This is a genomic window from Klebsiella sp. Q2, from assembly GCF_009900705.1.
Lineage (GTDB): Bacteria > Pseudomonadota > Gammaproteobacteria > Enterobacterales > Enterobacteriaceae > Klebsiella > Klebsiella quasipneumoniae.
Genome location: NZ_JAAABE010000003.1, coordinates 174,149 through 197,509, shown reverse-complemented (window position 1 = coordinate 197,509; position 23,361 = coordinate 174,149). Strand labels below are relative to the sequence as shown.

General features: G+C 57.0%; 28 protein-coding genes, 1 tRNA gene and 2 pseudogenes. 17 read left to right on the top strand and 14 right to left on the bottom strand.

Going from position 1 to position 23,361, the window contains the following annotated elements; translation table 11 throughout:
* Positions 1-41: 41 nt before the first annotated feature.
* Complete coding sequence (locus GT756_RS12680; protein ID WP_017899740.1) at positions 42-1,283, top strand: multifunctional CCA addition/repair protein; 1,242 nt, start codon at positions 42-44, stop codon at positions 1,281-1,283.
* A gap of 11 nt (positions 1,284-1,294) precedes the next feature.
* Here GT756_RS12680 and bacA read toward each other — a convergent pair whose 3' ends face one another.
* Both bacA and folB read right to left on the bottom strand, forming a co-directional pair.
* Entirely contained in the window at positions 1,295-2,116 is an 822-nt protein-coding gene (gene bacA, locus GT756_RS12675; RefSeq protein ID WP_004205255.1) for an undecaprenyl-diphosphate phosphatase, read from the bottom strand.
* Between the two features lie 198 nt (positions 2,117-2,314).
* Positions 2,315-2,698 carry a bifunctional dihydroneopterin aldolase/7,8-dihydroneopterin epimerase gene (gene folB, locus GT756_RS12670; RefSeq protein ID WP_004150923.1) on the bottom strand — a complete coding sequence of 128 codons (384 nt, stop codon included), beginning with the start codon at positions 2,696-2,698 and terminating at the stop codon, positions 2,315-2,317.
* A 107-nt stretch (positions 2,699-2,805) separates the two neighbouring features.
* Here folB and plsY point away from each other — a divergent pair, with 107 nt between their 5' ends.
* Together plsY and GT756_RS26370 are read left to right on the top strand one after the other, a co-directional pair.
* Positions 2,806-3,423, top strand: coding sequence for a glycerol-3-phosphate 1-O-acyltransferase PlsY (gene plsY, locus GT756_RS12665; RefSeq protein WP_004205257.1), 618 nt, complete (start codon positions 2,806-2,808; stop codon positions 3,421-3,423).
* A gap of 149 nt (positions 3,424-3,572) precedes the next feature.
* Positions 3,573-3,674: pseudogene (locus GT756_RS26370) on the top strand (hypothetical protein); the annotation flags it as partial.
* Positions 3,675-3,684: 10 nt separating this feature from the next.
* Here GT756_RS26370 and GT756_RS25885 read toward each other — a convergent pair.
* Positions 3,685-3,831, bottom strand: a complete 147-nt coding sequence (locus GT756_RS25885; protein WP_032447021.1) for a hypothetical protein — start codon at positions 3,829-3,831, stop codon at positions 3,685-3,687.
* Here GT756_RS25885 and GT756_RS12655 point away from each other — a divergent pair.
* The 8 genes from GT756_RS12655 to GT756_RS12620 all read left to right on the top strand — a co-directional run bounded on the left by GT756_RS12655 (position 3,821) and on the right by GT756_RS12620 (position 10,531).
* Entirely contained in the window at positions 3,821-4,645 is an 825-nt protein-coding gene (locus tag GT756_RS12655) for an urease accessory protein UreD (protein WP_160124830.1), read from the top strand. The two genes, GT756_RS25885 and GT756_RS12655, sit on opposite strands and share 11 nt — an antisense overlap.
* 9 nt (positions 4,646-4,654) lie before the next feature.
* Entirely contained in the window at positions 4,655-4,957 is a 303-nt protein-coding gene (locus GT756_RS12650) for an urease subunit gamma (RefSeq protein WP_002916871.1), read from the top strand.
* 9 nt (positions 4,958-4,966) lie between these two features.
* Entirely contained in the window at positions 4,967-5,287 is a 321-nt protein-coding gene (locus GT756_RS12645) for an urease subunit beta (RefSeq protein WP_017899738.1), read from the top strand.
* Complete coding sequence (gene ureC / locus GT756_RS12640; protein ID WP_004205260.1) at positions 5,280-6,983, top strand: urease subunit alpha; 1,704 nt, start codon at positions 5,280-5,282, stop codon at positions 6,981-6,983. The genes GT756_RS12645 and ureC overlap by 8 nt, the downstream gene beginning before the upstream one ends.
* Before the next feature lie 9 nt (positions 6,984-6,992).
* Positions 6,993-7,469: an urease accessory protein UreE gene (gene ureE / locus GT756_RS12635; protein WP_017899736.1), complete on the top strand. Its 477-nt coding sequence runs from the start codon at positions 6,993-6,995 to the stop codon at positions 7,467-7,469.
* Position 7,470: 1 nt separating this feature from the next.
* Positions 7,471-8,145 carry an urease accessory protein UreF gene (locus GT756_RS12630; RefSeq protein WP_017899735.1) on the top strand — a complete coding sequence of 225 codons (675 nt, stop codon included), beginning with the start codon at positions 7,471-7,473 and terminating at the stop codon, positions 8,143-8,145.
* A gap of 8 nt (positions 8,146-8,153) precedes the next feature.
* Positions 8,154-8,771 carry an urease accessory protein UreG gene (gene ureG / locus GT756_RS12625; protein WP_002916877.1) on the top strand — a complete coding sequence of 206 codons (618 nt, stop codon included), beginning with the start codon at positions 8,154-8,156 and terminating at the stop codon, positions 8,769-8,771.
* 152 nt (positions 8,772-8,923) lie between these two features.
* Positions 8,924-10,531 carry a cytosine permease gene (locus GT756_RS12620; protein ID WP_004205264.1) on the top strand — a complete coding sequence of 536 codons (1,608 nt, stop codon included), beginning with the start codon at positions 8,924-8,926 and terminating at the stop codon, positions 10,529-10,531.
* Between the two features lie 44 nt (positions 10,532-10,575).
* Here GT756_RS12620 and tsaD read toward each other — a convergent pair whose 3' ends face one another.
* Positions 10,576-11,589, bottom strand: coding sequence for a tRNA (adenosine(37)-N6)-threonylcarbamoyltransferase complex transferase subunit TsaD (tsaD, locus tag GT756_RS12615; RefSeq protein WP_002916879.1), 1,014 nt, complete (start codon positions 11,587-11,589; stop codon positions 10,576-10,578).
* A 237-nt stretch (positions 11,590-11,826) separates the two neighbouring features.
* Between tsaD and rpsU the strand changes: the two genes are divergently transcribed.
* The 3 genes from rpsU to rpoD all read left to right on the top strand — a co-directional run bounded on the left by rpsU (position 11,827) and on the right by rpoD (position 15,960).
* Positions 11,827-12,042 carry a 30S ribosomal protein S21 gene (rpsU, locus tag GT756_RS12610; protein ID WP_001144069.1) on the top strand — a complete coding sequence of 72 codons (216 nt, stop codon included), beginning with the start codon at positions 11,827-11,829 and terminating at the stop codon, positions 12,040-12,042.
* 111 nt (positions 12,043-12,153) lie between these two features.
* Positions 12,154-13,899, top strand: a complete 1,746-nt coding sequence (dnaG, locus tag GT756_RS12605; protein ID WP_048295607.1) for a DNA primase — start codon at positions 12,154-12,156, stop codon at positions 13,897-13,899.
* Positions 13,900-14,118: 219 nt separating this feature from the next.
* Positions 14,119-15,960: an RNA polymerase sigma factor RpoD gene (gene rpoD, locus GT756_RS12600; RefSeq protein WP_004174339.1), complete on the top strand. Its 1,842-nt coding sequence runs from the start codon at positions 14,119-14,121 to the stop codon at positions 15,958-15,960.
* Positions 15,961-16,059: 99 nt separating this feature from the next.
* Here the strand turns inward: rpoD and mug are convergent, their stop codons facing one another.
* Complete coding sequence (gene mug / locus GT756_RS12595) at positions 16,060-16,566, bottom strand: G/U mismatch-specific DNA glycosylase (protein WP_004205266.1); 507 nt, start codon at positions 16,564-16,566, stop codon at positions 16,060-16,062.
* Positions 16,567-16,690: 124 nt separating this feature from the next.
* Between mug and GT756_RS12590 the strand changes: the two genes are divergently transcribed.
* Positions 16,691-16,766 (top strand) — tRNA-Ile (locus GT756_RS12590).
* A gap of 198 nt (positions 16,767-16,964) precedes the next feature.
* Here GT756_RS12590 and GT756_RS12585 read toward each other — a convergent pair.
* The 8 genes and pseudogenes from GT756_RS12585 to GT756_RS12565 form a co-directional block, all read right to left on the bottom strand.
* Positions 16,965-17,452, bottom strand: a pseudogene (locus GT756_RS12585) (terminase small subunit).
* Positions 17,453-17,734: 282 nt separating this feature from the next.
* Positions 17,735-18,079 (bottom strand): AlpA family transcriptional regulator, encoded by a 345-nt coding sequence (locus tag GT756_RS12580; RefSeq protein ID WP_203558998.1) that lies wholly within the window; start codon positions 18,077-18,079, stop codon positions 17,735-17,737.
* A gap of 33 nt (positions 18,080-18,112) precedes the next feature.
* Positions 18,113-18,238 (bottom strand): hypothetical protein, encoded by a 126-nt coding sequence (locus GT756_RS26330; protein ID WP_260204930.1) that lies wholly within the window; start codon positions 18,236-18,238, stop codon positions 18,113-18,115.
* Positions 18,239-18,251: 13 nt separating this feature from the next.
* On the bottom strand, positions 18,252-18,503 hold the full coding sequence (locus tag GT756_RS12575) for a head decoration protein (protein WP_227668971.1): 252 nt from the start codon (positions 18,501-18,503) through the stop codon (positions 18,252-18,254).
* Between the two features lie 111 nt (positions 18,504-18,614).
* Positions 18,615-18,962 (bottom strand): major capsid protein, encoded by a 348-nt coding sequence (locus GT756_RS26220; RefSeq protein WP_243813593.1) that lies wholly within the window; start codon positions 18,960-18,962, stop codon positions 18,615-18,617.
* Positions 18,919-19,167, bottom strand: coding sequence for a hypothetical protein (locus tag GT756_RS26215; protein WP_243813560.1), 249 nt, complete (start codon positions 19,165-19,167; stop codon positions 18,919-18,921). Before GT756_RS26215 ends, GT756_RS26220 begins: the two co-directional genes overlap by 44 nt.
* Positions 19,168-19,297: 130 nt before the next feature.
* Positions 19,298-19,636, bottom strand: coding sequence for a major capsid protein (locus tag GT756_RS26210; protein WP_243817578.1), 339 nt, complete (start codon positions 19,634-19,636; stop codon positions 19,298-19,300).
* A 658-nt stretch (positions 19,637-20,294) separates the two neighbouring features.
* Complete coding sequence (locus GT756_RS12565; protein WP_160124829.1) at positions 20,295-20,786, bottom strand: hypothetical protein; 492 nt, start codon at positions 20,784-20,786, stop codon at positions 20,295-20,297.
* Between the two features lie 951 nt (positions 20,787-21,737).
* On the opposite strand from GT756_RS12565, the gene GT756_RS12560 reads away from it, so the two are divergent.
* A complete protein-coding gene (locus GT756_RS12560) occupies positions 21,738-22,010 on the top strand; it encodes a hypothetical protein (RefSeq protein ID WP_004205279.1) in 273 nt (90 codons plus the stop codon).
* Between the two features lie 68 nt (positions 22,011-22,078).
* Here the strand turns inward: GT756_RS12560 and GT756_RS12555 are convergent, their stop codons facing one another.
* Positions 22,079-22,444 (bottom strand): HdeA/HdeB family chaperone, encoded by a 366-nt coding sequence (locus GT756_RS12555; protein ID WP_075201815.1) that lies wholly within the window; start codon positions 22,442-22,444, stop codon positions 22,079-22,081.
* Between the two features lie 300 nt (positions 22,445-22,744).
* Between GT756_RS12555 and evgA the strand changes: the two genes are divergently transcribed.
* Positions 22,745-23,359, top strand: coding sequence for an acid-sensing system DNA-binding response regulator EvgA (evgA, locus tag GT756_RS12550; RefSeq protein WP_004205283.1), 615 nt, complete (start codon positions 22,745-22,747; stop codon positions 23,357-23,359).
* The last annotated feature ends 2 nt before the right edge of the window (positions 23,360-23,361 follow it).

Genomic DNA, 23,361 nt, shown 5'->3' with positions numbered 1-23,361 from the left:
TACGTATCATCTTGCAAAAAACAGATACGGGAGAATCAGGCGTGAAGAGTTATCTGGTCGGCGGTGCGGTGCGCGACGCGCTGTTAGGACTGCCGGTCAAAGACCGAGACTGGGTGGTGGTGGGCGCCACCCCGCAACAGATGCTTGACGCGGGCTATCAGCAGGTAGGCCGCGACTTTCCCGTGTTCCTTCATCCGCAAAGCCGGGAAGAGTATGCCCTGGCCCGCACCGAGCGCAAATCCGGCGCAGGCTATACCGGTTTTACCTGCTATGCCGCCCCGGACGTCACCCTCGAAGCGGATCTGCTGCGCCGTGACCTGACGGTCAACGCCCTCGCCCAGGACGCCGACGGCGCAATTATCGACCCCTACGGCGGACAAAACGATCTCCGCCAGCGTCTGCTGCGCCATGTCTCCCCCGCCTTTAGCGAAGATCCGCTGCGCGTGCTGCGCGTGGCGCGCTTTGCCGCCCGCTATGCCCATCTCGGTTTTCGCATTGCCGAAGAGACCCAGACCCTGATGGCCGCCATGGTTGAGGCCGGCGAACTGGCCCATTTAACGCCGGAGCGGGTGTGGAAAGAGACGGAAAGCGCGTTGACCACCCGCAACCCGCAGGTCTTTTTTCAGACGCTGCGCGACTGCCAGGCCCTCAAGGTGCTGTTCCCGGAGATTGACGCCCTGTACGGTGTGCCGGCCCCAGCCAAATGGCACCCGGAAATCGACACCGGCCTGCACACCCTGATGACCGTCACGATGGCCGCGATGCTGTCGCCGGACGTCGATGTGCGCTTCGCCACCCTATGCCATGACCTCGGCAAAGGGCTGACGCCGAAAGCGCTCTGGCCGCGTCACCACGGCCATGGCCCGGCGGGAGTCAAGCTGGTGGAACAGCTCTGCGCGCGTCTGCGGGTGCCGAACGATATCCGCGATCTCGCGAAACTGGTGGCGGAGTATCATGATCTGATCCACACCCTGCCGATCCTGCAGCCGAAAACCCTCGTCAAACTCTTCGACAGCATTGACGCCTGGCGTAAACCGCAGCGCGTGCAGCAGATCGCCCTCACCAGCGAAGCCGACGTTCGCGGGCGCACCGGTTTCGAGGCTAGCGATTATCCGCAGGGGCGCCTGCTATTAGAGGCCTGGGAAGTGGCGAGGTCGGTCTCCACCAAAGAGGTGGTGGCGGCGGGGTTTAAAGGGGCGGAAATTCGCGAGGAGCTGACGCGGCGGAGAATTGCGGCGGTGGCGCAGTGGAAGGAACAGCGTTGCCCCCAGCCGCAAGGCTGAGGGCGCAGGCCTTAGAAGAAGACCACGTAAACCGCTGCCGCGACGATAAAGCGGTAGATAGCGAACGGAATGAACGAGATCCGTTTGATCAGCTGCAGGAAGGTTTTAATCGCAATCAGCGCCACGATAAACGCCATCACGAAGCCGACGGCAAACATCGGGACATCGCCCATGTTGAGGAAGCCGATGCTCTTGTAGACGTCCAGCACCGTGGCGCCCATCATCATCGGTACCGCCAGCAGGAATGAGAATTCCGACGCCGCGTAGCGGCTGACGCCCATCAGCATGCCGCCGGAGATGGTCGCCCCTGAGCGGGAGAAGCCCGGCCACAGCGCCAGGCACTGGAAGCAGCCGATAACGAACGCCTGACGATAGGTCATATCGTCAATCCCGACCGCGCGCGGCTGTTTCGGCTTCAGCACTTCCGCCGCAATTAACAGCACACCGCCGACAATCAGGGCGTACATCACGTTTACCGGGTTAAACAAAGATTTAATGGTGTCGTGGAAAATAAGCCCCATCACCACCGCGGGGATCATGCCGAGAAGGATATGGATAAGCGACAAGCGACCGCTGCCTTTACCTTCGTGCTCCGGCGGCCTGCCGAAATGGATGCCGATCAGGCCGAACAGGCGACGCCAGAACATGACCACCACGGCGAGTATCGAGCCTAGCTGAATAACCACTTCAAAGGTATTTGCCGTATCACCTTCAAACCCCAGCAGGTGACCAACAATAATCATATGACCGGTACTGGAAACAGGTAAAAACTCTGTCAACCCCTCAACCACACCCAATATTGCCGCCACCAGCAGCGAGTGTATATCGCTCATCCAATTAAACCCTTTAAAAAAGTAAAATGAAAAAAACCAGGAACACGGTATCGTTCAACAGGCACAACCCGACTGCCAGAGGGCGCGCAATCCGCAGCATACACGGCGTACACAAGGATTCGCCTGCCGTTCTGGTAGAAGATCGCCAGTAAAATTGCCTGATGACCGGATGCTATGACCGGTATAAACGCAATTTGTTTAACAAGTATGACCTGAAAAGTTTTGTTTCAGATTAAGGCCACGTTCAATAATCACCCCGACGTTTGCCGCGCGAGCCACGGCGCCAGGTTTGCTGACTTTAATGCGCACCCATGGCGACTGGAATGTCTCCAGCAGCAGGTCGGCCACCTCTTCCGCCACCCGCTCCACTAACGCGAATTTTCCCCCCTCAACATGCGCGATGACGCGCTCGCTGATATCAGCATAGCTGAGGCAATCGCTGACATCATCGCTGGCGGCCGCCTTGCGGTTATCCCATGCAATTTCGATATCGAACACCAGCTTCTGCTCAATGGTTTGTTCCCAGTCATAAACACCAATGGTGGTGATTACCGAAAGTTGCTCTATAAATACAATATCCATCACGCCCTGCCTGCTTTTTAGCTAAACCGGATACCACTTCCGGCGAATTATGCGTATTATCCACAGATGCAGAGAATACAACGACATTTTCAAAACGGAACAGCGTTATGAGTGCAATCGCGCCTGGACTGGTACTCCTCGCCTACCTCTGCGGCTCCATTTCCAGCGCCATTCTGGTATGTCGCCTTGCTGGCCTGCCCGACCCACGCGACAGCGGCTCAGGCAACCCCGGGGCCACTAACGTACTACGAATTGGCGGAAAAGGGGCGGCCGTAGCGGTACTTATTTTTGATGTGCTGAAGGGCATGCTGCCGGTATGGGGCGCCTGGGCGCTGGGCCTGACGCCGTTCTGGCTGGGTTTAGTGGCGATTGCCGCCTGCGTGGGCCATATCTGGCCGGTTTTCTTTCATTTCCGCGGCGGTAAAGGCGTCGCCACGGCCTTCGGCGCTATCGCCCCCATCGGCCTCGACCTGACCGGCGTGATGGCCGGGACCTGGCTGCTGACCATCCTGCTCAGCGGTTACTCTTCCCTTGGCGCTATCGTCAGCGCGCTGATCGCTCCGTTCTACGTCTGGTGGTTTAAACCGCAGTACACCTTCCCGGTGTCGATGCTCTCCTGCCTGATCCTCCTGCGCCATCACGACAACATTCAGCGTCTGTGGCGCCGCCAGGAGAGCAAAATCTGGACGCGTGTGAAGAAGAAAAAAACGCCAGAAGAGAAGTAATCTCCCCTCCCGGCCCCGCCAGCCGGAGGGATCCCCGCTTCTATTTACCTGTCTCACCCGCCTTTTCGCCTTACGTCGTCATGATTGGCGATCTTCACCACATCCCTCTTTTGTAACAATGCGTTAGCGGTGACCCACAGCAAAAATCACGCCAGCGACCAGCGGCGCGGCGTTCCCCCCGCTGGCACCTTTTCCGCCGCGGCCAGGCAGCGGATCAGGATATTGACGCCAATGATTATCCGGGTGAATAATCCTGAGCGGTTATGCCGCTTTCCCCTTGCGCCCAATGCGACGCTGCGGGTAACAGATGACATAAGCGTTTCGTATGACCGGGATAATCTCCCGCCGATCAATACTCATTGCTGCTGTTTTATCTTGATTTTGCAGGGGCGCAACATTGCACGGCACCGTGTTACCACCACTCAAAAAAGGCTGGCAGGCCACGCTGGATCTGCGCTTTCAGCAGGCCGGCGGCAAGACCGTTCTCGCCAGCGCCCAACACGTCGGCCCGCTGACCGTCCAGCGCCCGTTTTACCCGGAAGAAGAGACCTGTCACCTCTATCTGCTTCACCCCCCCGGCGGCATCGTCGGCGGTGATGAACTGACGATTAGCGCCCACCTTGATCCCGGCTGCCATACCCTGATCACCATGCCTGGCGCCAGCAAGTTTTACCGCAGCAGCGGCGCGCAAGCGCTTTTGCGCCAGCAGTTGACCCTCGCCCCGCAGGCGACCCTGGAGTGGTTCCCGCAGGATGCCATCTTCTTTCCCGGGGCGAACGCCCGACTGTCCACCACCTTTCACCTGTGTGCCTCCAGCACCCTGCTGGCCTGGGATCTGCTCTGCCTTGGCCGCCCGGTGATCGGCGAAACCTTCAGCCACGGCACCCTCAGCAACCGGCTGGAGGTATGGGTGGACGATGAGCCGCTGCTGGTCGAGCGCCTGCACCTGCAGGAGGGAGAGCTCTCCAGCATCGCTGGACGTCCCTGGGTCGGCACGCTGCTGTGCTATCCGGCAACCGATGCCCTGCTCGACGGGGTGCGCGACGCGCTGGCGCCGCTCGGCCTCTACGCCGGCGCCAGCCTGACCGACCGCCTGCTGACGGTGCGCTTCCTCAGTGACGATAATCTGATTTGCCAGCAGGTGATGCGCGACGTCTGGCAGTTTCTGCGTCCTCATCTCACCGGCAAGTCCCCCGTACTCCCCCGAATCTGGCTGACTTAAGAGAACGTTATGGAACTGACCCCCCGAGAAAAAGACAAGCTGTTGCTGTTTACCGCCGCGCTGGTGGCGGAACGCCGCCTGGCCCGCGGCCTGAAGCTCAACTATCCGGAATCCGTGGCCCTGATCAGCGCCTTTATTATGGAAGGCGCCCGCGACGGCAAAAGCGTGGCCTCGCTGATGGAGGAAGGTCGTCACGTCCTGACCCGCGAGCAAGTGATGGAAGGCGTCCCGGAAATGATCCCGGATATCCAGGTCGAAGCCACCTTCCCGGACGGCTCGAAGCTGGTCACCGTTCACAACCCGATTATCTGAGGCAGCGCCATGATCCCTGGTGAATATCACGTTAAGCCCGGCCAGATAGCCCTCAACACCGGCCGGGCGACCTGTCGCGTGGTCGTTGAAAACCACGGCGATCGTCCGATTCAGGTCGGTTCGCACTACCATTTCGCCGAGGTCAACCCGGCTCTGAAGTTCGACCGTCAGCAGGCCACCGGCTATCGCCTGAATATCCCGGCCGGCACGGCGGTACGCTTTGAACCTGGCCAGAAACGCGAGATTGAGCTGGTGGCCTTCGCCGGTCACCGCGCCGTCTTCGGCTTCCGCGGCGAAGTCATGGGCCCACTGGAGGCAAACGATGAGTAATATTTCACGCCAGGCCTATGCCGACATGTTCGGCCCCACCGTCGGCGATAAGGTGCGCCTGGCCGATACCGAGCTGTGGATCGAGGTGGAGGACGATTTGACCACCTACGGGGAAGAGGTCAAATTCGGCGGCGGCAAAGTGATCCGCGACGGGATGGGCCAGGGACAGATGCTGGCCGCCGACTGTGTTGACCTGGTGCTCACCAACGCGCTGATCGTCGATCACTGGGGCATCGTTAAGGCCGATATCGGCGTGAAGGACGGCCGGATCTTCGCCATCGGCAAAGCCGGCAACCCCGACATCCAGCCCAACGTCACCATCCCCATCGGCGCCGCGACGGAAGTGATTGCCGCCGAAGGAAAAATCGTCACCGCCGGCGGGATCGATACCCATATTCACTGGATCTGTCCGCAGCAGGCGGAAGAGGCGCTGGTCTCCGGCGTGACCACCATGGTCGGCGGCGGCACCGGCCCGGCGGCGGGTACCCATGCCACCACCTGCACCCCGGGGCCTTGGTATATCTCACGCATGCTGCAGGCGGCCGACAGCCTGCCGGTTAATGTCGGCCTGTTGGGCAAGGGCAACGTTTCTCAGCCGGACGCTCTACGCGAGCAGGTGGCGGCGGGCGTTATTGGCCTGAAGATCCATGAGGACTGGGGCGCCACCCCGGCGGCGATCGACTGCGCATTAACCGTCGCCGATGAGATGGATATTCAGGTCGCCCTGCACAGCGACACCCTCAATGAGTCCGGTTTTGTGGAAGATACCCTCGCCGCCATCGGCGGGCGCACCATCCACACCTTCCATACCGAAGGGGCCGGCGGCGGCCATGCGCCGGACATCATCACCGCCTGCGCCCACCCGAACATTTTGCCGTCCTCCACCAACCCAACGCTGCCCTACACCCTCAACACCATCGACGAACATCTCGATATGCTGATGGTCTGCCACCATCTGGATCCGGACATCGCCGAGGACGTGGCCTTTGCCGAGTCGCGCATTCGCCGGGAAACCATCGCCGCAGAAGACGTGCTGCACGACCTTGGCGCCTTCTCGCTCACCTCCTCCGATTCGCAGGCCATGGGCCGCGTCGGGGAAGTGGTTCTCCGCACATGGCAGGTGGCGCACCGCATGAAGGTGCAGCGCGGCGCGCTGGCGGAGGAGACCGGGGATAACGACAACTTCCGCGTGAAGCGCTACATCGCCAAATACACCATCAACCCGGCGCTGACCCACGGCATCGCGCACGAAGTCGGCTCCATTGAGGTGGGTAAGCTGGCGGACCTGGTGGTCTGGTCGCCTGCCTTCTTCGGCGTGAAACCGGCCACCGTGATCAAGGGCGGCATGATCGCCATCGCGCCGATGGGCGATATCAATGCCTCTATTCCGACCCCGCAGCCGGTACACTACCGTCCGATGTTTGGCGCGCTGGGCAGCGCCCGCCATCACTGCCGCCTCACCTTCCTGTCGCAGGCAGCGGCGGACCATGGCGTAGCCGAGCGGCTGAACCTGCGCAGCGCGATTGCCGTGGTGAAAGGCTGCCGCACGGTGCAGAAAGCCGACATGGTGCACAACAGCCTGCAGCCTAACATCACCGTCGACGCGCAGACCTATGAGGTGCGAGTGGATGGCGAACTCATCACCAGCGAGCCGGCAGAGGTTCTGCCGATGGCGCAACGTTATTTTCTGTTTTAAGGAGTGCGGATGCTTTATTTAACTCAACGTCTGGAGACCCCCGCCGCCGCGACCGCCAGCGTTACGCTGCCGATTGATGTTCGCGTCAAAAGCCGGGTAAAAGTTACCCTCAACGATGGCCGGGAAGCCGGTCTGCTGTTGCCCCGCGGCCTGCTGCTGCGCGGCGGCGATGTGCTGAGTAACGAAGACGGCACCGAATTTGTGCAGGTGATTGCCGCTGATGAAGGGGTGTCGGTGGTGCGCTGCGACGACCCGTTTATGCTGGCGAAGGCCTGCTATCACCTCGGCAACCGTCACGTACCGCTGCAGATTATGCCGGGCGAGCTGCGCTACCATCACGATCACGTGCTGGACGATATGCTGCGCCAGTTCGGCCTGACGGTGACCTTTGGCCAGCTGCCGTTCGAGCCGGAAGCCGGCGCTTACGCCAGCGAAAGCCACGGTCATCATCATGCTCATCATGACCACCACGCTCACAGCCACTAGCATGTCGACAGCGGAACAACGCCTGCGGCTGATGCAGCTGGCCAGCAGCAACCTGCCGGTAGGAGGTTACAGCTGGTCCCAGGGGCTGGAGTGGGCTGTGGAAGCCGGCTGGGTGCCGGACGTCGCGGCCTTCGAGCGCTGGCAGCGACGGCAGATGACGGAAGGCTTTTTTACCGTTGACCTGCCGCTGTTCGCCCGCCTGTACCGCGCCTGCGAACAAGGCGATATCGCCGCGGCCCGGCGCTGGACGGCTTATCTGCTGGCCTGCCGGGAGACCCGTGAACTGCGGGAGGAAGAGCGCAACCGCGGCGCGGCGTTTGCCCGCCTGCTGAGCGACTGGCAGCCGGACTGCCCGCCGCCGTGGCGCACGCTGTGCCAGCAAAGCCAGCTCGCCGGGATGGCCTGGCTCGGCGTGCGCTGGCGCATCGCGCTGCCCGAGATGGCCTTAAGCCTGGGCTACAGCTGGATTGAGAGCGCCGTAATGGCCGGCGTCAAGCTGGTGCCCTTCGGCCAGCAGGCCGCCCAGCAGCTCATTTTACGTCTTTGCGACCACTACGCGGCGGCGATGCCCCGCGCACTGGCCGCGCCGGACGGCGATATCGGATCGGCCACGCCGCTCGCCGCCATCGCCTCTGCCCGGCATGAAACCCAATACTCCCGATTATTCCGTTCCTAGGAGAAGCCATGAATTCTTATAAACACCCGCTGCGCGTCGGCGTCGGCGGCCCGGTCGGCTCTGGTAAAACCGCCCTGCTGGAAGCGCTGTGCAAAGCGATGCGCGATACCTGGCAGCTGGCGGTGGTCACTAACGACATCTATACCAAAGAAGATCAGCGCATCCTCACCGAAGCGGGCGCGCTGGCCCCTGAACGCATTGTCGGTGTAGAAACCGGCGGCTGCCCGCACACGGCGATCCGCGAAGATGCCTCGATGAACCTCGCCGCCGTGGAAGCGCTGAGTGAAAAGTTCGGTAACCTCGACCTTATCTTCGTGGAAAGCGGCGGCGATAACCTGAGCGCCACCTTCAGCCCGGAGCTGGCGGATCTGACCATCTACGTCATTGACGTGGCCGAAGGGGAGAAGATCCCGCGCAAAGGCGGGCCGGGGATCACCAAATCCGATTTTCTGGTGATCAATAAAACCGACCTTGCCCCCTATGTCGGCGCTTCGCTGGAGGTGATGGCCAGCGATACCCAGCGTATGCGCGGCGATCGCCCGTGGACCTTCACCAATCTGAAGCAGGGAGACGGCCTGAGCACCATTATCGCCTTCCTCGAAGACAAAGGCATGCTCGGCAAATAGGCCTGTTGCACCAGCCGGGCGCAGACGCGTCCGGCTGGTGCAACCCCTGCTCTCTCTTCTATCACCCTGCGCTCCCCTCCCCGCCACGCCTGCCCTGCAATATGGCATAAGGTTTGCTAATTCAAGTCATGCCTAACCATTAAGGAATGACTATGTCATCACTGGATCTCAACCCTGAATTACCCGCGACAGCGCGGACTTCCGGCTCCCGGGAAACCTTAGAAGATTACACCTTACGTTACGCCCCGCTGAGCTTCCGCCGCTGGGGACCGGGCGTCGTCGCGGTCACGGCGCTGGGCGGCATCGCCTATCTGGCGGACTTTTCCATCGGCGCCAGCATCGGTATGGCCTGGGGCACCAGCAACGCCATCTATTCGATCCTGGTGGCGGCGCTGGTGATCTTCCTCACCGGCATTCCGCTGGCGATCACTGCCGCGCGCTACAACATTGACCTTGACCTGATCACCCGCAGCGCCGGCTTCGGCTATTTCGGCTCAGTGATCACCAGCATTATTTTTGCCGGCTTCACCTTTATCTTCTTCGCCCTCGAAGGCTCGATCATGGCCCAGGGGCTGCTGGTGGGCCTCGGGATACCGCTGTGGATGGGGTATCTGATCGCCACCCTGATGGTGCTCCCGCTGGTGGTCTATGGCATGAAAGCCCTGACCCGCCTGCAGGTATGGACCACTCCACTGTGGCTGGTGCTGATGGTGGTGCCGGTGGTGTGGCTGATTGTCAAAGATCCGCAGCTGGTGGACGGCTTCCTGCATTTCGCTGGTAAAAACAGCGCGTCGACGGTGGATATCACCGCCATCATGCTCGGCGCCGGGGTATGCCTGTCGCTGATCATGCAAATTGGCGAGCAAATTGATTACCTGCGCTTTATGCCGCCTAAAACCGCGGAGAACCGTAAAAGCTGGTGGCTGGCGGTCTTTTCCGCAGGCCCGGGCTGGGTGGTGCTAGGCGCGATCAAACAGATCATCGGCGCCTTCCTCGGCTTCTATCTGTTGACCCGTTTTCCGGCGGTGCACAATACCGAACCGGTGCAGCAGTTCGTCAGCGTCTTCGATAATCTGGTGCCCGGCTGGCTGGCCCTGACGCTGGCGGTGGTGCTGGTGGTGATCTCGCAGATCAAAATTAACGTCACCAATGCCTACTCCGGCTCGTTGGCGTGGACCAGCGCCTGGACCCGCACCACCAAACGCTATCCGGGGCGGATTATTTTTGTGGTGGTCAATCTGGCGATTGCCCTGGCGCTGATGGAAGGCGATATGTTCAGCGCCCTGTCGTGGATCCTCGGCTTTTACTCCAACTTCGCTATCGCCTGGGTCGTGGTGGTGGCGACCGACATCACCTTTAATAAAGGCTTGCTCAAGCTGGCCCCGGCGCAGCCGGAATATCGTCGCGGCATGATCTACAACGTTAACCCGGTGGGCGTGGTTTCCTTTGGCCTGGCCGCCGGGCTGTCGATCTGCGCTTTCTTCGGCCTGCTGGGGACGACGCTGGCGCCGTTCTCGCCGCTGATCGCGTTGGTCGTCGCCTTTGTCATGACCCCGCTGATGGGGATCCTCACCCGCGGGCGCTACTATATTAAGCAGGTGGATGACGGGATCGCCGAACCGCGCTATGACGCGGCGGGGAACGCCTCGACCACCGTGTATCAATGCGTTAGCTGTGAGGAAGAGTACGAGCGCCCGGACGTGATGCATTCACATAAGCATCAGGGTGCCATCTGCTCACTGTGTAAAAGTATGGAGTAGTCAGGTAGGCAGGCCGACGTGACGTCGGCCTGTTTCAGGACGCTTTAGGCGGCAGGTAGTTCGGCCAGCGGCCAGCGCGGGCGGACCGTCACGCCGAGCTCAGCTTTGGCGCCGGTTTGCAGACGCACCATGCCGGCGTAGGCGATCATCGCGCCGTTATCGGTACAGAACTCAGGGCGGGCGTAGAATACCTCACCGCCGCGTTTTTGCATCATCTCCGCCAGCTTCGCCCGCAGGGTGCGGTTGGCGCTCACGCCTCCCGCCATCACCAGACGCTTAAAGCCGGTTTGCTCCAGCGCGCGGCGACATTTAATCATCAGCGTATCGACAACCGCATCCTCAAACGCGCGGGCGATGTCGGCGCGGGTTTGTTCATCGTCGCCGTTGCTGCGAATGGTGTTGGCGGCGAAGGTCTTCAGTCCGGAGAAGCTGAAGTCCAGCCCCGGACGGTCGGTCATCGGACGCGGGAAGACGAAGCGGCCTTCAGTACCCTGGGACGCCATTTTCGACAGCATCGGCCCGCCGGGATAATCCAGCCCCAGCAGTTTCGCGGTTTTATCAAAGGCTTCGCCCGCCGCATCGTCAATCGACTCGCCCAGCAGTTCGTACTGGCCGATACCGGTGACGCTGATCAGCTGCGTATGGCCGCCGGAAACCAGCAGCGCGACGAACGGGAACGCCGGCGGGTTATCTTCCAGCATCGGCGCCAGCAGGTGCCCTTCCATATGGTGTACCGGGATCGCCGGCACGTTCCAGGCGAAGGCCAGCGACCGACCAACGGTCGCCCCGACCAGCAGCGCGCCGACCAGGCCAGGACCCGCCGTATAGGCGACGGCGTCGATATCTTTCGCCGTCAGGCCGGCCTCTTTCAGCGCCGCCTGGATCAGCGGCACCGTTTTGCGCACGTGGTCGCGCGATGCCAGCTCCGGCACCACGCCGCCGTAGTCCGCATGCAGTTTCACCTGACTATACAATTGGTTGGCTAACAGACCTTGCTGGTCGTCATAAATCGCGATGCCGGTTTCATCGCAGGATGTTTCAATGCCCAGTACACGCATGAGTTGTTTTACCTCGCTTCAATACCGCGCAGTGTAGGTCCAATGACCGGCGATGTAAAACTTTGCTCACCCCTGGTGTTCTCTTCGTGTATACTCCTCACCCTTATAAAAGTCCCTTTCAAAAAAGGCGCAGGTGCTTTACAAAGCAGCAGTAGTTGCAGTAAAATTCCGCACCATTTTGAAATAAGCTGGCATTGCGGCCAGCGGCAAACCGAATTAATCAAAGGTGAGAGGCACATGCCGGTAATTAAAGTACGTGAAAACGAGCCGTTCGACGTAGCTCTGCGTCGCTTCAAGCGTTCCTGCGAAAAAGCAGGTGTTCTGGCGGAAGTTCGTCGTCGTGAGTTCTATGAAAAACCGACTACCGAACGTAAGCGCGCTAAAGCTTCTGCAGTGAAACGTCACGCGAAGAAACTGGCTCGCGAAAACGCACGCCGTACTCGTCTGTACTAATCTGTTGAGAGCGACGCTCTCAATTCAGACCGAGTTGTAGTTGTAAGGCCGTGCTTCCGAAAGGAATGCGCGGCTTATTTTCGTTTATAGTCATCAGAAATAACGGGGCTTATGGCTGGACGAATTCCACGTGTATTTATTAGCGATCTGCTTGCCAGAACCGACATCGTCGATCTGATCGATGCGCGGGTAAAGCTGAAAAAGCAGGGCAAAAATTTTCACGCGTGCTGTCCGTTCCATAACGAAAAAACCCCCTCTTTCACCGTCAACGGTGAAAAACAGTTTTACCACTGCTTCGGCTGCGGGGCGCACGGCAATGCTATCGATTTCCTGATGAACTACGACAAGCTCGAGTTCGTGGAAACGGTCGAAGAGCTGGCCGCCATGCACAACCTCGAAGTGCCTTATGAAGCAGGCAACGGACCCAGCCAGATAGAGCGCCATCAACGGCAGAACCTCTACCAGTTACTGGATGGTCTGAATACGTTTTATCAACAGTCTCTGATGCAGCCCGCCGCAGACCCTGCGCGCCAGTACCTGGCAAAACGGGGGTTAAGCAGCGAGGTGATTACGCGCTTTGCCATCGGCTATGCTCCCCCAGGTTGGGATAACGTTTTAAAACGTTTTGGCGGCAATCAGGAAAACCGCCAGTCGCTTATTGATGCCGGCATGCTGGTCACCAACGATCAGGGACGCAGTTACGACCGCTTTCGCGAACGGGTGATGTTCCCCATCCGCGATAAGCGAGGCCGGGTGATTGGGTTTGGCGGACGGGTGCTGGGCGATGCCCTGCCGAAGTATCTCAACTCCCCGGAAACCGACATATTCCATAAAGGCCGTCAGCTATATGGCCTGTATGAAGCGCAGCAGGACAACCCCGAACCACCGCGTTTGCTGGTTGTCGAAGGCTATATGGACGTCGTGGCGCTGGCGCAGTACGACATCAATTATGCTGTCGCCTCGCTGGGTACCTCGACCACGGCCGATCATATCCAGCTGCTGTTCCGGGTGACCAATAACGTCATCTGCTGCTACGACGGCGACCGGGCCGGCCGCGATGCCGCCTGGCGCGCGCTGGAGACGGCGCTGCCGTACATGACCGATGGTCGCCAGCTGCGCTTTATGTTTCTGCCTGACGGCGAAGACCCGGATACGCTGGTGCGTAAAGAGGGCAAAGCGGCGTTCGAGACGCGGATGGAGCAGGCTCAGCCGCTCTCCACGTTCTTGTTTAACAGCCTGCTGCCGCAGGTCGACCTCAGCACGCCGGACGGGCGCGCGCAGCTGAGCACGCTGGCGCTGCCGCTGATAACCCAGGTGCCGGGCGAAACCCTGCGCATCTATTTGCGTCAGGAGCTGGGCAACAAGCTGGGCATTTTAGATGACGCCCAGCTTGAACGTTTAATGCCAAAACAGGCGGAAAATGGCGCCCCGCGCCCCGCACCACAGCTAAAACGCACGACCATGCGTATACTGATAGGACTGCTGGTGCAAAACCCGGATCTGGCGCCGTTAGTCCCACCGCTGGAGGGGCTGGACTCGCGCAAAATGCCGGGGCTGAGCCTGTTCGGCGAGCTGGTGAAGAGCTGTCTGGCGCAGCCTGGTCTGACAACCGGGCAACTTTTAGAGCAATATCGCGGCACAAAAGAGGCCGCAACCCTTGAAAAACTGTCGATGTGGGACGATATAGCAGATAAAGATATCGCTGAACAAACCTTCACCGACTCGCTCAACCATATGTTTGATTCACTGCTGGAACTGCGACAGGAAGAGTTGATTGCTCGCGATCGCACACACGGTTTAAGCAGTGAGGAACGCCGGGAGCTCTGGACCATCAGCCAGGAGCTGGCGAAAAAATAAATGACAGACTCAGTCATTCACGTTGCATTGATGCAGCAGCAGAACGCAGAGCAACGTGAAGGACACCGTATTTAACGGCTTAAGTGCCGAGTATCGATCGGGAAGCCCCCGACAGCCGCGCAGAGGCGCAGCGGCAATAATATAAGTACGCCCTCGCTTTAAATGTCGACAGCCCGCCTGCCGACACCAATCAAACGAATTAAGTGTGGATACCGTCTTATGGAGCAAAACCCGCAGTCACAGCTGAAGCTTCTTGTCCAACGTGGTAAGGAGCAAGGCTATCTGACCTATGCCGAGGTCAATGACCATCTGCCGGAAGATATCGTCGATTCCGATCAGATCGAAGACATCATCCAAATGATCAATGACATGGGCATTCAGGTGATGGAAGAAGCACCGGATGCCGATGATCTGATGCTTGCCGAAAACACCGCGGATGAAGATGCTGCCGAAGCCGCCGCGCAGGTGCTCTCCAGCGTGGAATCCGAAATCGGGCGTACGACCGACCCGGTGCGCATGTACATGCGTGAAATGGGTACCGTAGAGCTGCTGACCCGTGAAGGCGAAATCGACATCGCCAAACGCATTGAAGACGGCATCAACCAGGTGCAGTGCTCCGTTGCCGAATACCCGGAAGCGATCACCTACCTGCTTGAGCAGTACGACCGCGTGGAAGCGGAAGAAGCCCGTCTGTCCGATCTGATCACCGGTTTCGTCGATCCGAACGCCGAAGAAGATATGGCGCCGACCGCCACCCACGTTGGCTCCGAGCTGTCTCAGGAAGAGATGGATGACGACGAAGACGAAGACGAAGATGAAGACGCCGACGACAACAGCGATGACGACAACAGCATCGACCCTGAGCTGGCCCGTGAGAAGTTCGCCGAGCTGCGTACCCAGTACGAGCTGACGCGCGACACTATCAAAGCCAAAGGTCGTAGCCATGCCGCCGCCCAGGAAGAGATCCTGAAGCTGTCTGAAGTCTTCAAGCAGTTCCGCCTGGTGCCGAAGCAGTTCGATTACCTGGTCAACAGCATGCGTAGCATGATGGATCGCGTTCGTACTCAGGAACGTATCATCATGAAGCTGTGCGTTGAGCAGTGCAAAATGCCGAAGAAAAACTTCATCACCCTGTTCACCGGCAACGAAACCAGCGAAACCTGGTTCAACGCCGCGGTGGCGATGAACAAGCCGTGGTCCGAGAAGCTGCTGGAAGTGAAAGAAGACGTGCAGCGCGGCCTGCAGAAGCTGCAGCAGATCGAAGAAGAGACCGGCCTGACCATCGAGCAGGTGAAGGATATCAACCGTCGCATGTCCATCGGTGAAGCGAAAGCCCGCCGTGCGAAGAAAGAGATGGTGGAAGCGAACCTGCGTCTGGTTATCTCGATCGCCAAGAAATACACCAACCGCGGTCTGCAGTTCCTCGACCTGATTCAGGAAGGCAACATCGGTCTGATGAAAGCGGTGGATAAGTTCGAATACCGTCGCGGCTACAAGTTCTCGACCTACGCTACCTGGTGGATCCGTCAGGCGATCACCCGCTCCATCGCGGATCAGGCGCGCACCATCCGTATTCCGGTGCATATGATTGAGACCATCAACAAGCTCAACCGTATCTCCCGTCAGATGCTGCAGGAGATGGGCCGTGAACCGACCCCGGAAGAGCTGGCTGAGCGCATGCTGATGCCGGAAGACAAAATCCGTAAAGTGCTGAAGATCGCCAAAGAGCCTATCTCCATGGAAACGCCGATCGGCGACGATGAAGATTCGCATCTGGGGGATTTCATCGAGGATACCACCCTCGAGCTGCCGCTGGATTCCGCGACCACCGAGAGCCTGCGTGCGGCAACGCACGACGTGCTGGCCGGCCTTACCGCTCGTGAAGCGAAAGTCCTGCGTATGCGTTTCGGTATCGACATGAACACCGACCACACGCTGGAAGAAGTGGGTAAACAGTTCGACGTTACTCGCGAACGTATCCGTCAGATCGAAGCGAAGGCGCTGCGTAAACTGCGCCACCCGAGCCGTTCTGAAGTGCTGCGTAGCTTCCTCGACGATTAATCGTCGCGGAACAGCGTCCAAAGCCGGTTAAAAAGCTCCCTGCGGGGAGCTTTTTTTATGGCGTTTCGCTGGCCGCTCGGGGAAAGCCGCCGCTCTCCGCTACTGACCGCGGGTCGCCAGGGCATCATCCAGTTCACGATAGGCCGCCACCAGCTTATCGAGCGTCGCCCGGTTTAAACCGCTGGGATTGGGCAGCACCCACACCTGGGTCGTGCCAATGGTCATCGCCTGTTTCCCCCACTTCGCCCCGCGCTGGTTAAAGGCCAGCTCGAAGGCCTGCTTGCCGAGCACCGCCAGGGCCTGCGGCTGATACTCCTCAATCTTCTTCACCAGTTCACGGCCGCCGCTGCGCAGCTCCTGCAGGGCGACCTCGCTGGCCTGCACCGTCGGACGCTCAACCAGCATGGTGATGCCGCAGCGCGTATCCAGCAGCTGCAGCTCCTCTTCCGGCCTGAGCTGCCGATCGGTAAAGCCGGCCTGATGGATGACCTTCCAGAAGCGGTTGCCAGGATGGGCAAAATGAAAGCCGGTATGGGCGGAAGACTTCCCCGGGTTGATACCGCAAAAGACGACGCGCAGGCCCGGCGCAAGGATATCGCTAATCATGTTTTCTCCGGCTGTATGGCTAAAACATGATTATAAAGGATTGAAAATGCATTGTTTATAAAAACAGCAGCTGCGCGCTTTACGCTGGATTGCAACCGTCAGTTACTTTATAATCCCTCGCCACGGCCCCTTAGCTCAGTGGTTAGAGCAGGCGACTCATAATCGCTTGGTCGTTGGTTCAAACCCAACAGGGGCCACCAGATACAGCAAGGGCTGGAGAGAAATCTCTGGCCCTTTTGCTTTTCTTGGGGATACTTCGGGGATACTTTCTACAGGTAAACTTAGTGACCAATGGGTTAAAATCGATTGGTCGTTCTGACGACGCCATAGAACCTAAACATAAAAAAGCCGCAAACGCGGCTTAAATAAATCTGACAACTTGCAAGCTGATTCACACTTTAAGCTTGCTCACTCTGATATGTAGCGATGTATTCGGCAGCCAGCTCCGGCAGACGTTCGCCCACACCCGCGGCGCGGTTCAACGCTTTGGCTATTTCTTTGCGCAGCCTCTCGAGCTGGTTATCCGGCATTTGCGGAAAGCGCGGTCCAAGGTCAGCGGCAGACCGTCCAGAATTGAGGAGATTTCCCCGGCCAGCCGGGAAAGCGCCCAGATGATAAACTCTGTGTCGATAACCTTCCCGTTCTTACGCTTGGTCTGCAGCTCCTGCATATCAGCCTGGGCGTTAGTCAGCCGGATTCGAGCCTTAAGCAGCTCCTCGTCGTCAGCGTCCACGGGCTCTGGTTCAGCCTGGCGCAACTGCGCATTCAGCAGCCGGTTTCACAGCACGCTGGCCACATCGTAGAATGCTTCCCGGCCCTCTCGCCGGGCAGGCTCCACGCCCCATTTATCAAACGCGCTGACGCTGACACCACAGCTTTTAGCCATCGTTTTTTGTTAAGTAAATGCTGCATCTTTTTTCACACCTTCATAACGTTATTTTTTGTGCAGGTTGTTGTATTGAAGCGGAATTATTTATTTAAATCATCACGTTAACGGCAACCACAAAACTACCACCACCTCTCCCAGAAAAAGGTCATATATAGCGGAAACCTGCGGGTAAGCGCCCCCGTGGCGCCAAAACCTCTGGAAAGGACCTGTGAAAGCTGGCGGTGAAGCCGTAAAAAAGCCAGCGTGGGGCTGGCCTTGGCTTTCGCTGTCGTGGCTCGATTATTCCTCTTCGCCGTCGTCAGGCTCGTAGCAGCCACAGGTGCGCTCTGGAAGACGCTTTGCAGCCTTATACAGACGGTTTGTGCGGATGAGGCGGGGGAACTTCAGTCTGTTCTTACGCTCTTCATCGTCCAGCTCCGGTTTGTTTCGGATAACGATCGCCCACTCCTGCGCTTCCATCCACAGATTCACGTCTTTAGAGTGCCAGCCCTTACGGCCCTCGCTGATAGTCAGGCGCTGCGGGAATGTGCCCTCTTTCTCCATACGCTCGAGCGTGGAACGTGACAGGCCTGTTTTTTTGATGGTTTGGGCCATTGAAAGGAAACGATACTGACGAGTGGCCACTCGGTCTTTCAGTGCGCGATAGTCGTCTGCGTTTTACGGCAGTGTACGGATCGCTTCGTCGGCTGCATCCGTGTTGATGTGCAAAATAATAATTTCACGTAATTTGCTGATTTCGAAGTCGGACAGCTGGCCCGCTTCTGCTCGTTCTAATAAATTCATTTTCTTCTCACTCTCAAATCAGGGGTTGGGCTGATACAGCACTGCCAGAGAACGCCGCCAGCTCTTGCGCCTGGGTAAGTTCGGTGGTGGCGTCTTCGGTCGTGACGGTCGGCCAGTTGATAACATCGATGTTGAACGTGCCGCATTTGTACACCTGCGCGTTCGCTTCATCAGTGGCATCAATAACCGACGCTGTGAGATAAACCGCATTACCCGACGCGGCGCCGTCCCACACCTTAAAAAGCCCCTGCGCTGCATCAACCATGAGAGGCGTGTAAGCCGGGATTTCTCCCTGACCGCCAGCAATGCCACCATGGTTGTAGCAACCTGCTGCGTGCCGGATAAAAGCTGTAAATATGGGGTTTCCATAGTCACCTCACTTAACAAATACGGTAACGAATTTATCAATGCCTGCCGGGATCGGCTGCGGCGCTGACTGCGTCTGGACGTATTCGATTTCCGGATCGCCAGGCACGACATAATTTTTCGGGTACAGGCTCGCTTCGGTCATACCCTCGCTCGCGGCAGCTGGATCCTGAATCGCACCGTAGGCCACCAGCCCTTTATGCGAGGAGTTCCACATAACGATGGTCATCGGATCGAGGTAATACTCTTCGGTGCCGTCCTCGTTTTTGTATTTCCCGGTGTAGACGATAATCGCAACGTCACCCACATAGCCCTTATGGCTGACAAACTCGCCCAGGTTCTGCAGGGTGGTTTCCAGACGGCTGTAAGAGCCGCGGCGGCTTTCCAGAGACTGTTTTACGGATTTGAATGAGCGGTACCTTTTTGCCGAAAATGATCACGTTAATCGGCGCCTGAGCCGCTTCCGCATAGTTTTCGAGATCGTCATTCGGATCGTAGGTCTCTTTGTCCTGGATCGACCAGGCGGTGCCGTCGGTCTGAGTGATACGGTTCGTAGCACTCATCTTCCAGTCAATTTCGTACTTCTCAAACCGTCACCTGAAATGACGTTTTTCCCGGTGGTGATCGCCTGCACGGCCAGCCATTCTTTACGCGCATCGATAGCGCCCTGCTGTTCGCCCAGCGCTTTTGCGATCAGCGCGTCAGGTTGCCTGACATATCAGATATAACCTCGCCCGGCCAGCGTGGAACAAGTTTCGAAACGTCGATCTCTTTTTTGGGTTTGAGATAACCCGGGGTAAAGGATTTAGTCTCGTACCCTTTGTCACGCATTACAAGGCTGCCAACCATAGGCGAACAGAACGCCGCCATAGGCACGTCAGAGGAATCAATCAGGTCGAAAGCGATATCACGCGCCGGTGAAGTCACCTCCTGACGAAAGAACAGGCTCAGGAAAAGGTTGGTTTTAGTTTTATCCACCGTAGTGATTACGGAGATCAATTCTGAGGGGGTGTAGGGGATAATTTCTGCCACTGTTGTTTCTCACAAAGTTAAGAGTGGGGAAAGTCTAATCAGGGTGTACCGGGGTGAAAATACGGGCGCGGGGATTCGCTTTGTCATAGTGCATCAGCGTTAAAATTACTCGTTACGAGTGGCGCTCAGTGGTGAACAAAAAACAGACATTTTCACCACTGTGAATTTTTTATTTTTTAATTAACAGTCAATTACAGCAATGGTGACGCTGAAAAAAAATGCAAAAATTAGTTTTTTTCCGCGCTGTTGCCGCCCCGTGGTTTTCATTTCACCCGGGAGAACCTATGAGAAAGGGTATGTATATGACGAAAAAACCCAGCCGAAGCTGGGTTTGATTAGCGGTTTTCTCAGCTGCACATAGTGCAGAGAGGGATGACAAATACTTTACCGCGTTTAGGGTAAATGATTTTGCCTGATGGGTCTTTCTTGGAAGCACGGAAAATAACTTCACAAGAATTACCACAACGTGGGCAGTATCCAGTAGCCATGACGTTCATCCTGTTCATATACACAGCTGTAATCCTATCCAGCCTTGTGTATGCCCCGGTTAACCGCTATTCTTAAGTTCCTACGCAAAAGAGATGCGGTTAACCTGCACTCTGGAAGAAAATCCGTTTTCTTCCCCCTAAAGCCCTGCTGAAAAGCAGGGCTTTTTTGTTTAGTCGCTTGCTGAATTTGGTAAAGCAAACGACTCAACAATGTTGCTGATTCTTTTCGCCTCGTCTTTAGTCAGATCACGAGGCAGATTACTAATCATAACGATCAGCTCTTCACGGAGCGGAATAGGCAATTCAAACGTTTTAGCTGCATTACTCATTGAATTAGCCATAGGAGATTGCGTAGTTTTTACTGGCGATCTGCGCTGTTTAACCGTCACGTCTTCACCTTTCTCATGAGCGATAAATTTTGCTACCGCTCCGTTAAAGCGACTGATGTAAGATTTATGAGTATCATCTGCAATACCATTGATCATGACGTAAGTATCGATAATATCGACGGCATCCCACTGCTCTGCTGGCTGATCATCAGATATTAAATCTTTGACCAGATAGCAGACGCTACGAACGTTACCTGCGGTACTTGGTGAAGCCCCAGTAATCTCAGCATACTGGTCAATAAATCTGTAAAAGTTAGCTTTGGACAAGTCCATAACTCTAACCTCCTTAAGCTAGTAGAGCTCAACATACAGTCATAATGGCACAACAATCCAAGCCGCGCAAGATCACAACACACAAGATCTTTAAAGATCTTTAGGATTGACGGGGCATTGTGAAGTGGAGTTGCTTGGAGTGAGTAGCAATGATGTGTTATGAGCATGGGAGCAGCAAAGTATACCTAGTAGTGTACATGATGTTGTCGAATTCCCCCTGTTATCTATCCCATACTCGCGCACTTCTTGCCGCATTTTTATCCCGCGCACCGAGACGCGCAAAACGGATATCCACGCGCAAGGCTAAAAACCCAGTAATGGCGTGCGTTTCAGGCTTGTAAAACCCGTGCCGCGCACATATTCCAGGTATACTTGGAAGAAATGCGCCAGCAGTACAGCATTAAGTCAATCCGCACACACTGCGCATTTCATAACGCACTTATTTGGATTTCAGTGTGGTGACTTCACCCATTACATCCACCTTAATCACCCCATCACGTACTAACTTCTCCAGCCAGCGGTTAAAACCCTTCCGCCCGTTCTCTCCTAGCAAGGCGATCATGTCGTCACGCAGGACAGAACGGTTATCCTGGCAAAAGTTTGCGCAGGCCATCTGCGTTGCCCACCTCCCGAAGCCAGTCCATCATTGCCGCGTTCCTGTTTACTCTGTCTTACTACGCAAGGTCGGCATAAAACACCTTTCATTCCCGCAACGCTGGAATTCATACTGCTCACGATAACTTTAACAATTCAGGCCAATTTCCGAAAAATACCCCTTCCCTGTACCAGCTGATCAAAATCAACGCCCCCCTCCCGTCGCTCATATATACAACCCGCTGACTCACACAAAAGGATGAAAATATGAAAATACGGGATATATCAGTCAGTACCTGTCTGGCACTGTTATTAACGGGTTGCGTAGCTAAACCACCGATGGCGACGGAAAGCGAAATGAAAGAAGCCGCCGCTTTTGCCTTTAATGTCGATGTTTCGCAGGTGACCATTTCCGATGCGAAGCAGCAGGATGTGAAAACCAACTTTGTGGCGACCATCGGCAACACCCGCCATCGCTGCTATGTGACTAAAGCCGCCGAGCCGAAACTGTATGGACTGATCCCGCTGGGCGGCAGTAGCACCGTCTCGGATGCCATCTGTGCCGGCGCCAACCCGACGCCAGCGAGCAAAACCTGCGACGCCCTGTCGAAAAAAGCGGGCCGCTGCTGATCTTCGGCGCAGAAATTGGCCGCTAACTGCACGTTTAGTCACTTTTTCTGCCGCTTTACCGCGGTCGCTTAGTTCAGCGACCGCACCTGCTGATAAGAATTGAGCCGTTCCCGCAGCGAAGTCAGCCAGGCATCTGGCTCCTGACGGCAGATTTCGGTGAGGATCGGCGTCAGCACCAGCTCGGCTTCATGGAAGTCGGTCCACTCCGGCGGCTGCAGGGAAAAAGGATCGTTCATCAGCCAGATCACCATCGGCGTCCAGGTGCGCGGATCCAGCTGCAGATAATCCTGACAGCGCATCATATCGCGCGTCCGCGCCTCAGTGGTCGTCACGTCCTTTCCCACCGCGGCGTTACTTATTGCCAGGACGATTATTCCTGCCATCAGACGTTTCCAAGCACATTTTCGCCAGAGGGGGCGCTTTGCTTTTACCATTGTTATTATTTTACCTGGCAGCTGTCACCGGACGATATTCCCGGCACCTCACCTTAAAAAGCGCAGATTAATCGTTTGCATTTTTTTTAACAGCAGACAGCGCTGAAGCAAGCGAACGCCTTTTCCTACAGCTGTCATCCCGATATGCAAATATATTCGGCAGGCACACATCGACAATATTTTCCCGGCCGAAAACGATTTGTGTTACAATTGCGCCTTATTACGGCACCGATAAAAATAACCCCCGCCGCACCTGCATCAGGCATCGCCCTCTTTTTTCATATCAGGATTTACGCCCCCATGAATGCGATAATCATTGACGATCATCCATTGGCACGTATCGCCATTCGCAACCTTCTCGACAGCAACGGCATTACCGTCGCAGCGGAACTCGACAGCGGCGCCCATGCGGTACAGACCGCCGAAACCATGCAGCCTGACCTGCTGATCGTCGACGTTGATATTCCGGAACTCAGCGGCATAGACGTTCTGGAGCAGCTGCGAAAACGCCGCTACCGGGGAAAAATCATCGTCATTTCCGCCAAGAATGAACTGTTTTACGGCAAACGTAGCGCCGACTGCGGGGCCAATGGTTTTGTGAGTAAAAAAGAGGGAATGAATAATATCCTCGCCGCGATCGACGCGGCCAATAATGGCTACAGCTATTTCCCTTTTTCACTGGAGCGCTTCTGCACCCACGGCATCACCGATCAGGACCGACTGGATACGCTGTCAACGCAGGAGATGAAGGTCTTCCGCTATATTCTCAGCGGCATCGACTACACCACCATCGGCAGCAAAATGAATATCAGCAATAAGACGGTAAGCACCTATAAGGTCCGTCTGATGGATAAATTAGGCTGCAGCTCCCTGCTTGAGCTTTATGACTTTGCGCAACGCAATAAAATAGGGTGATG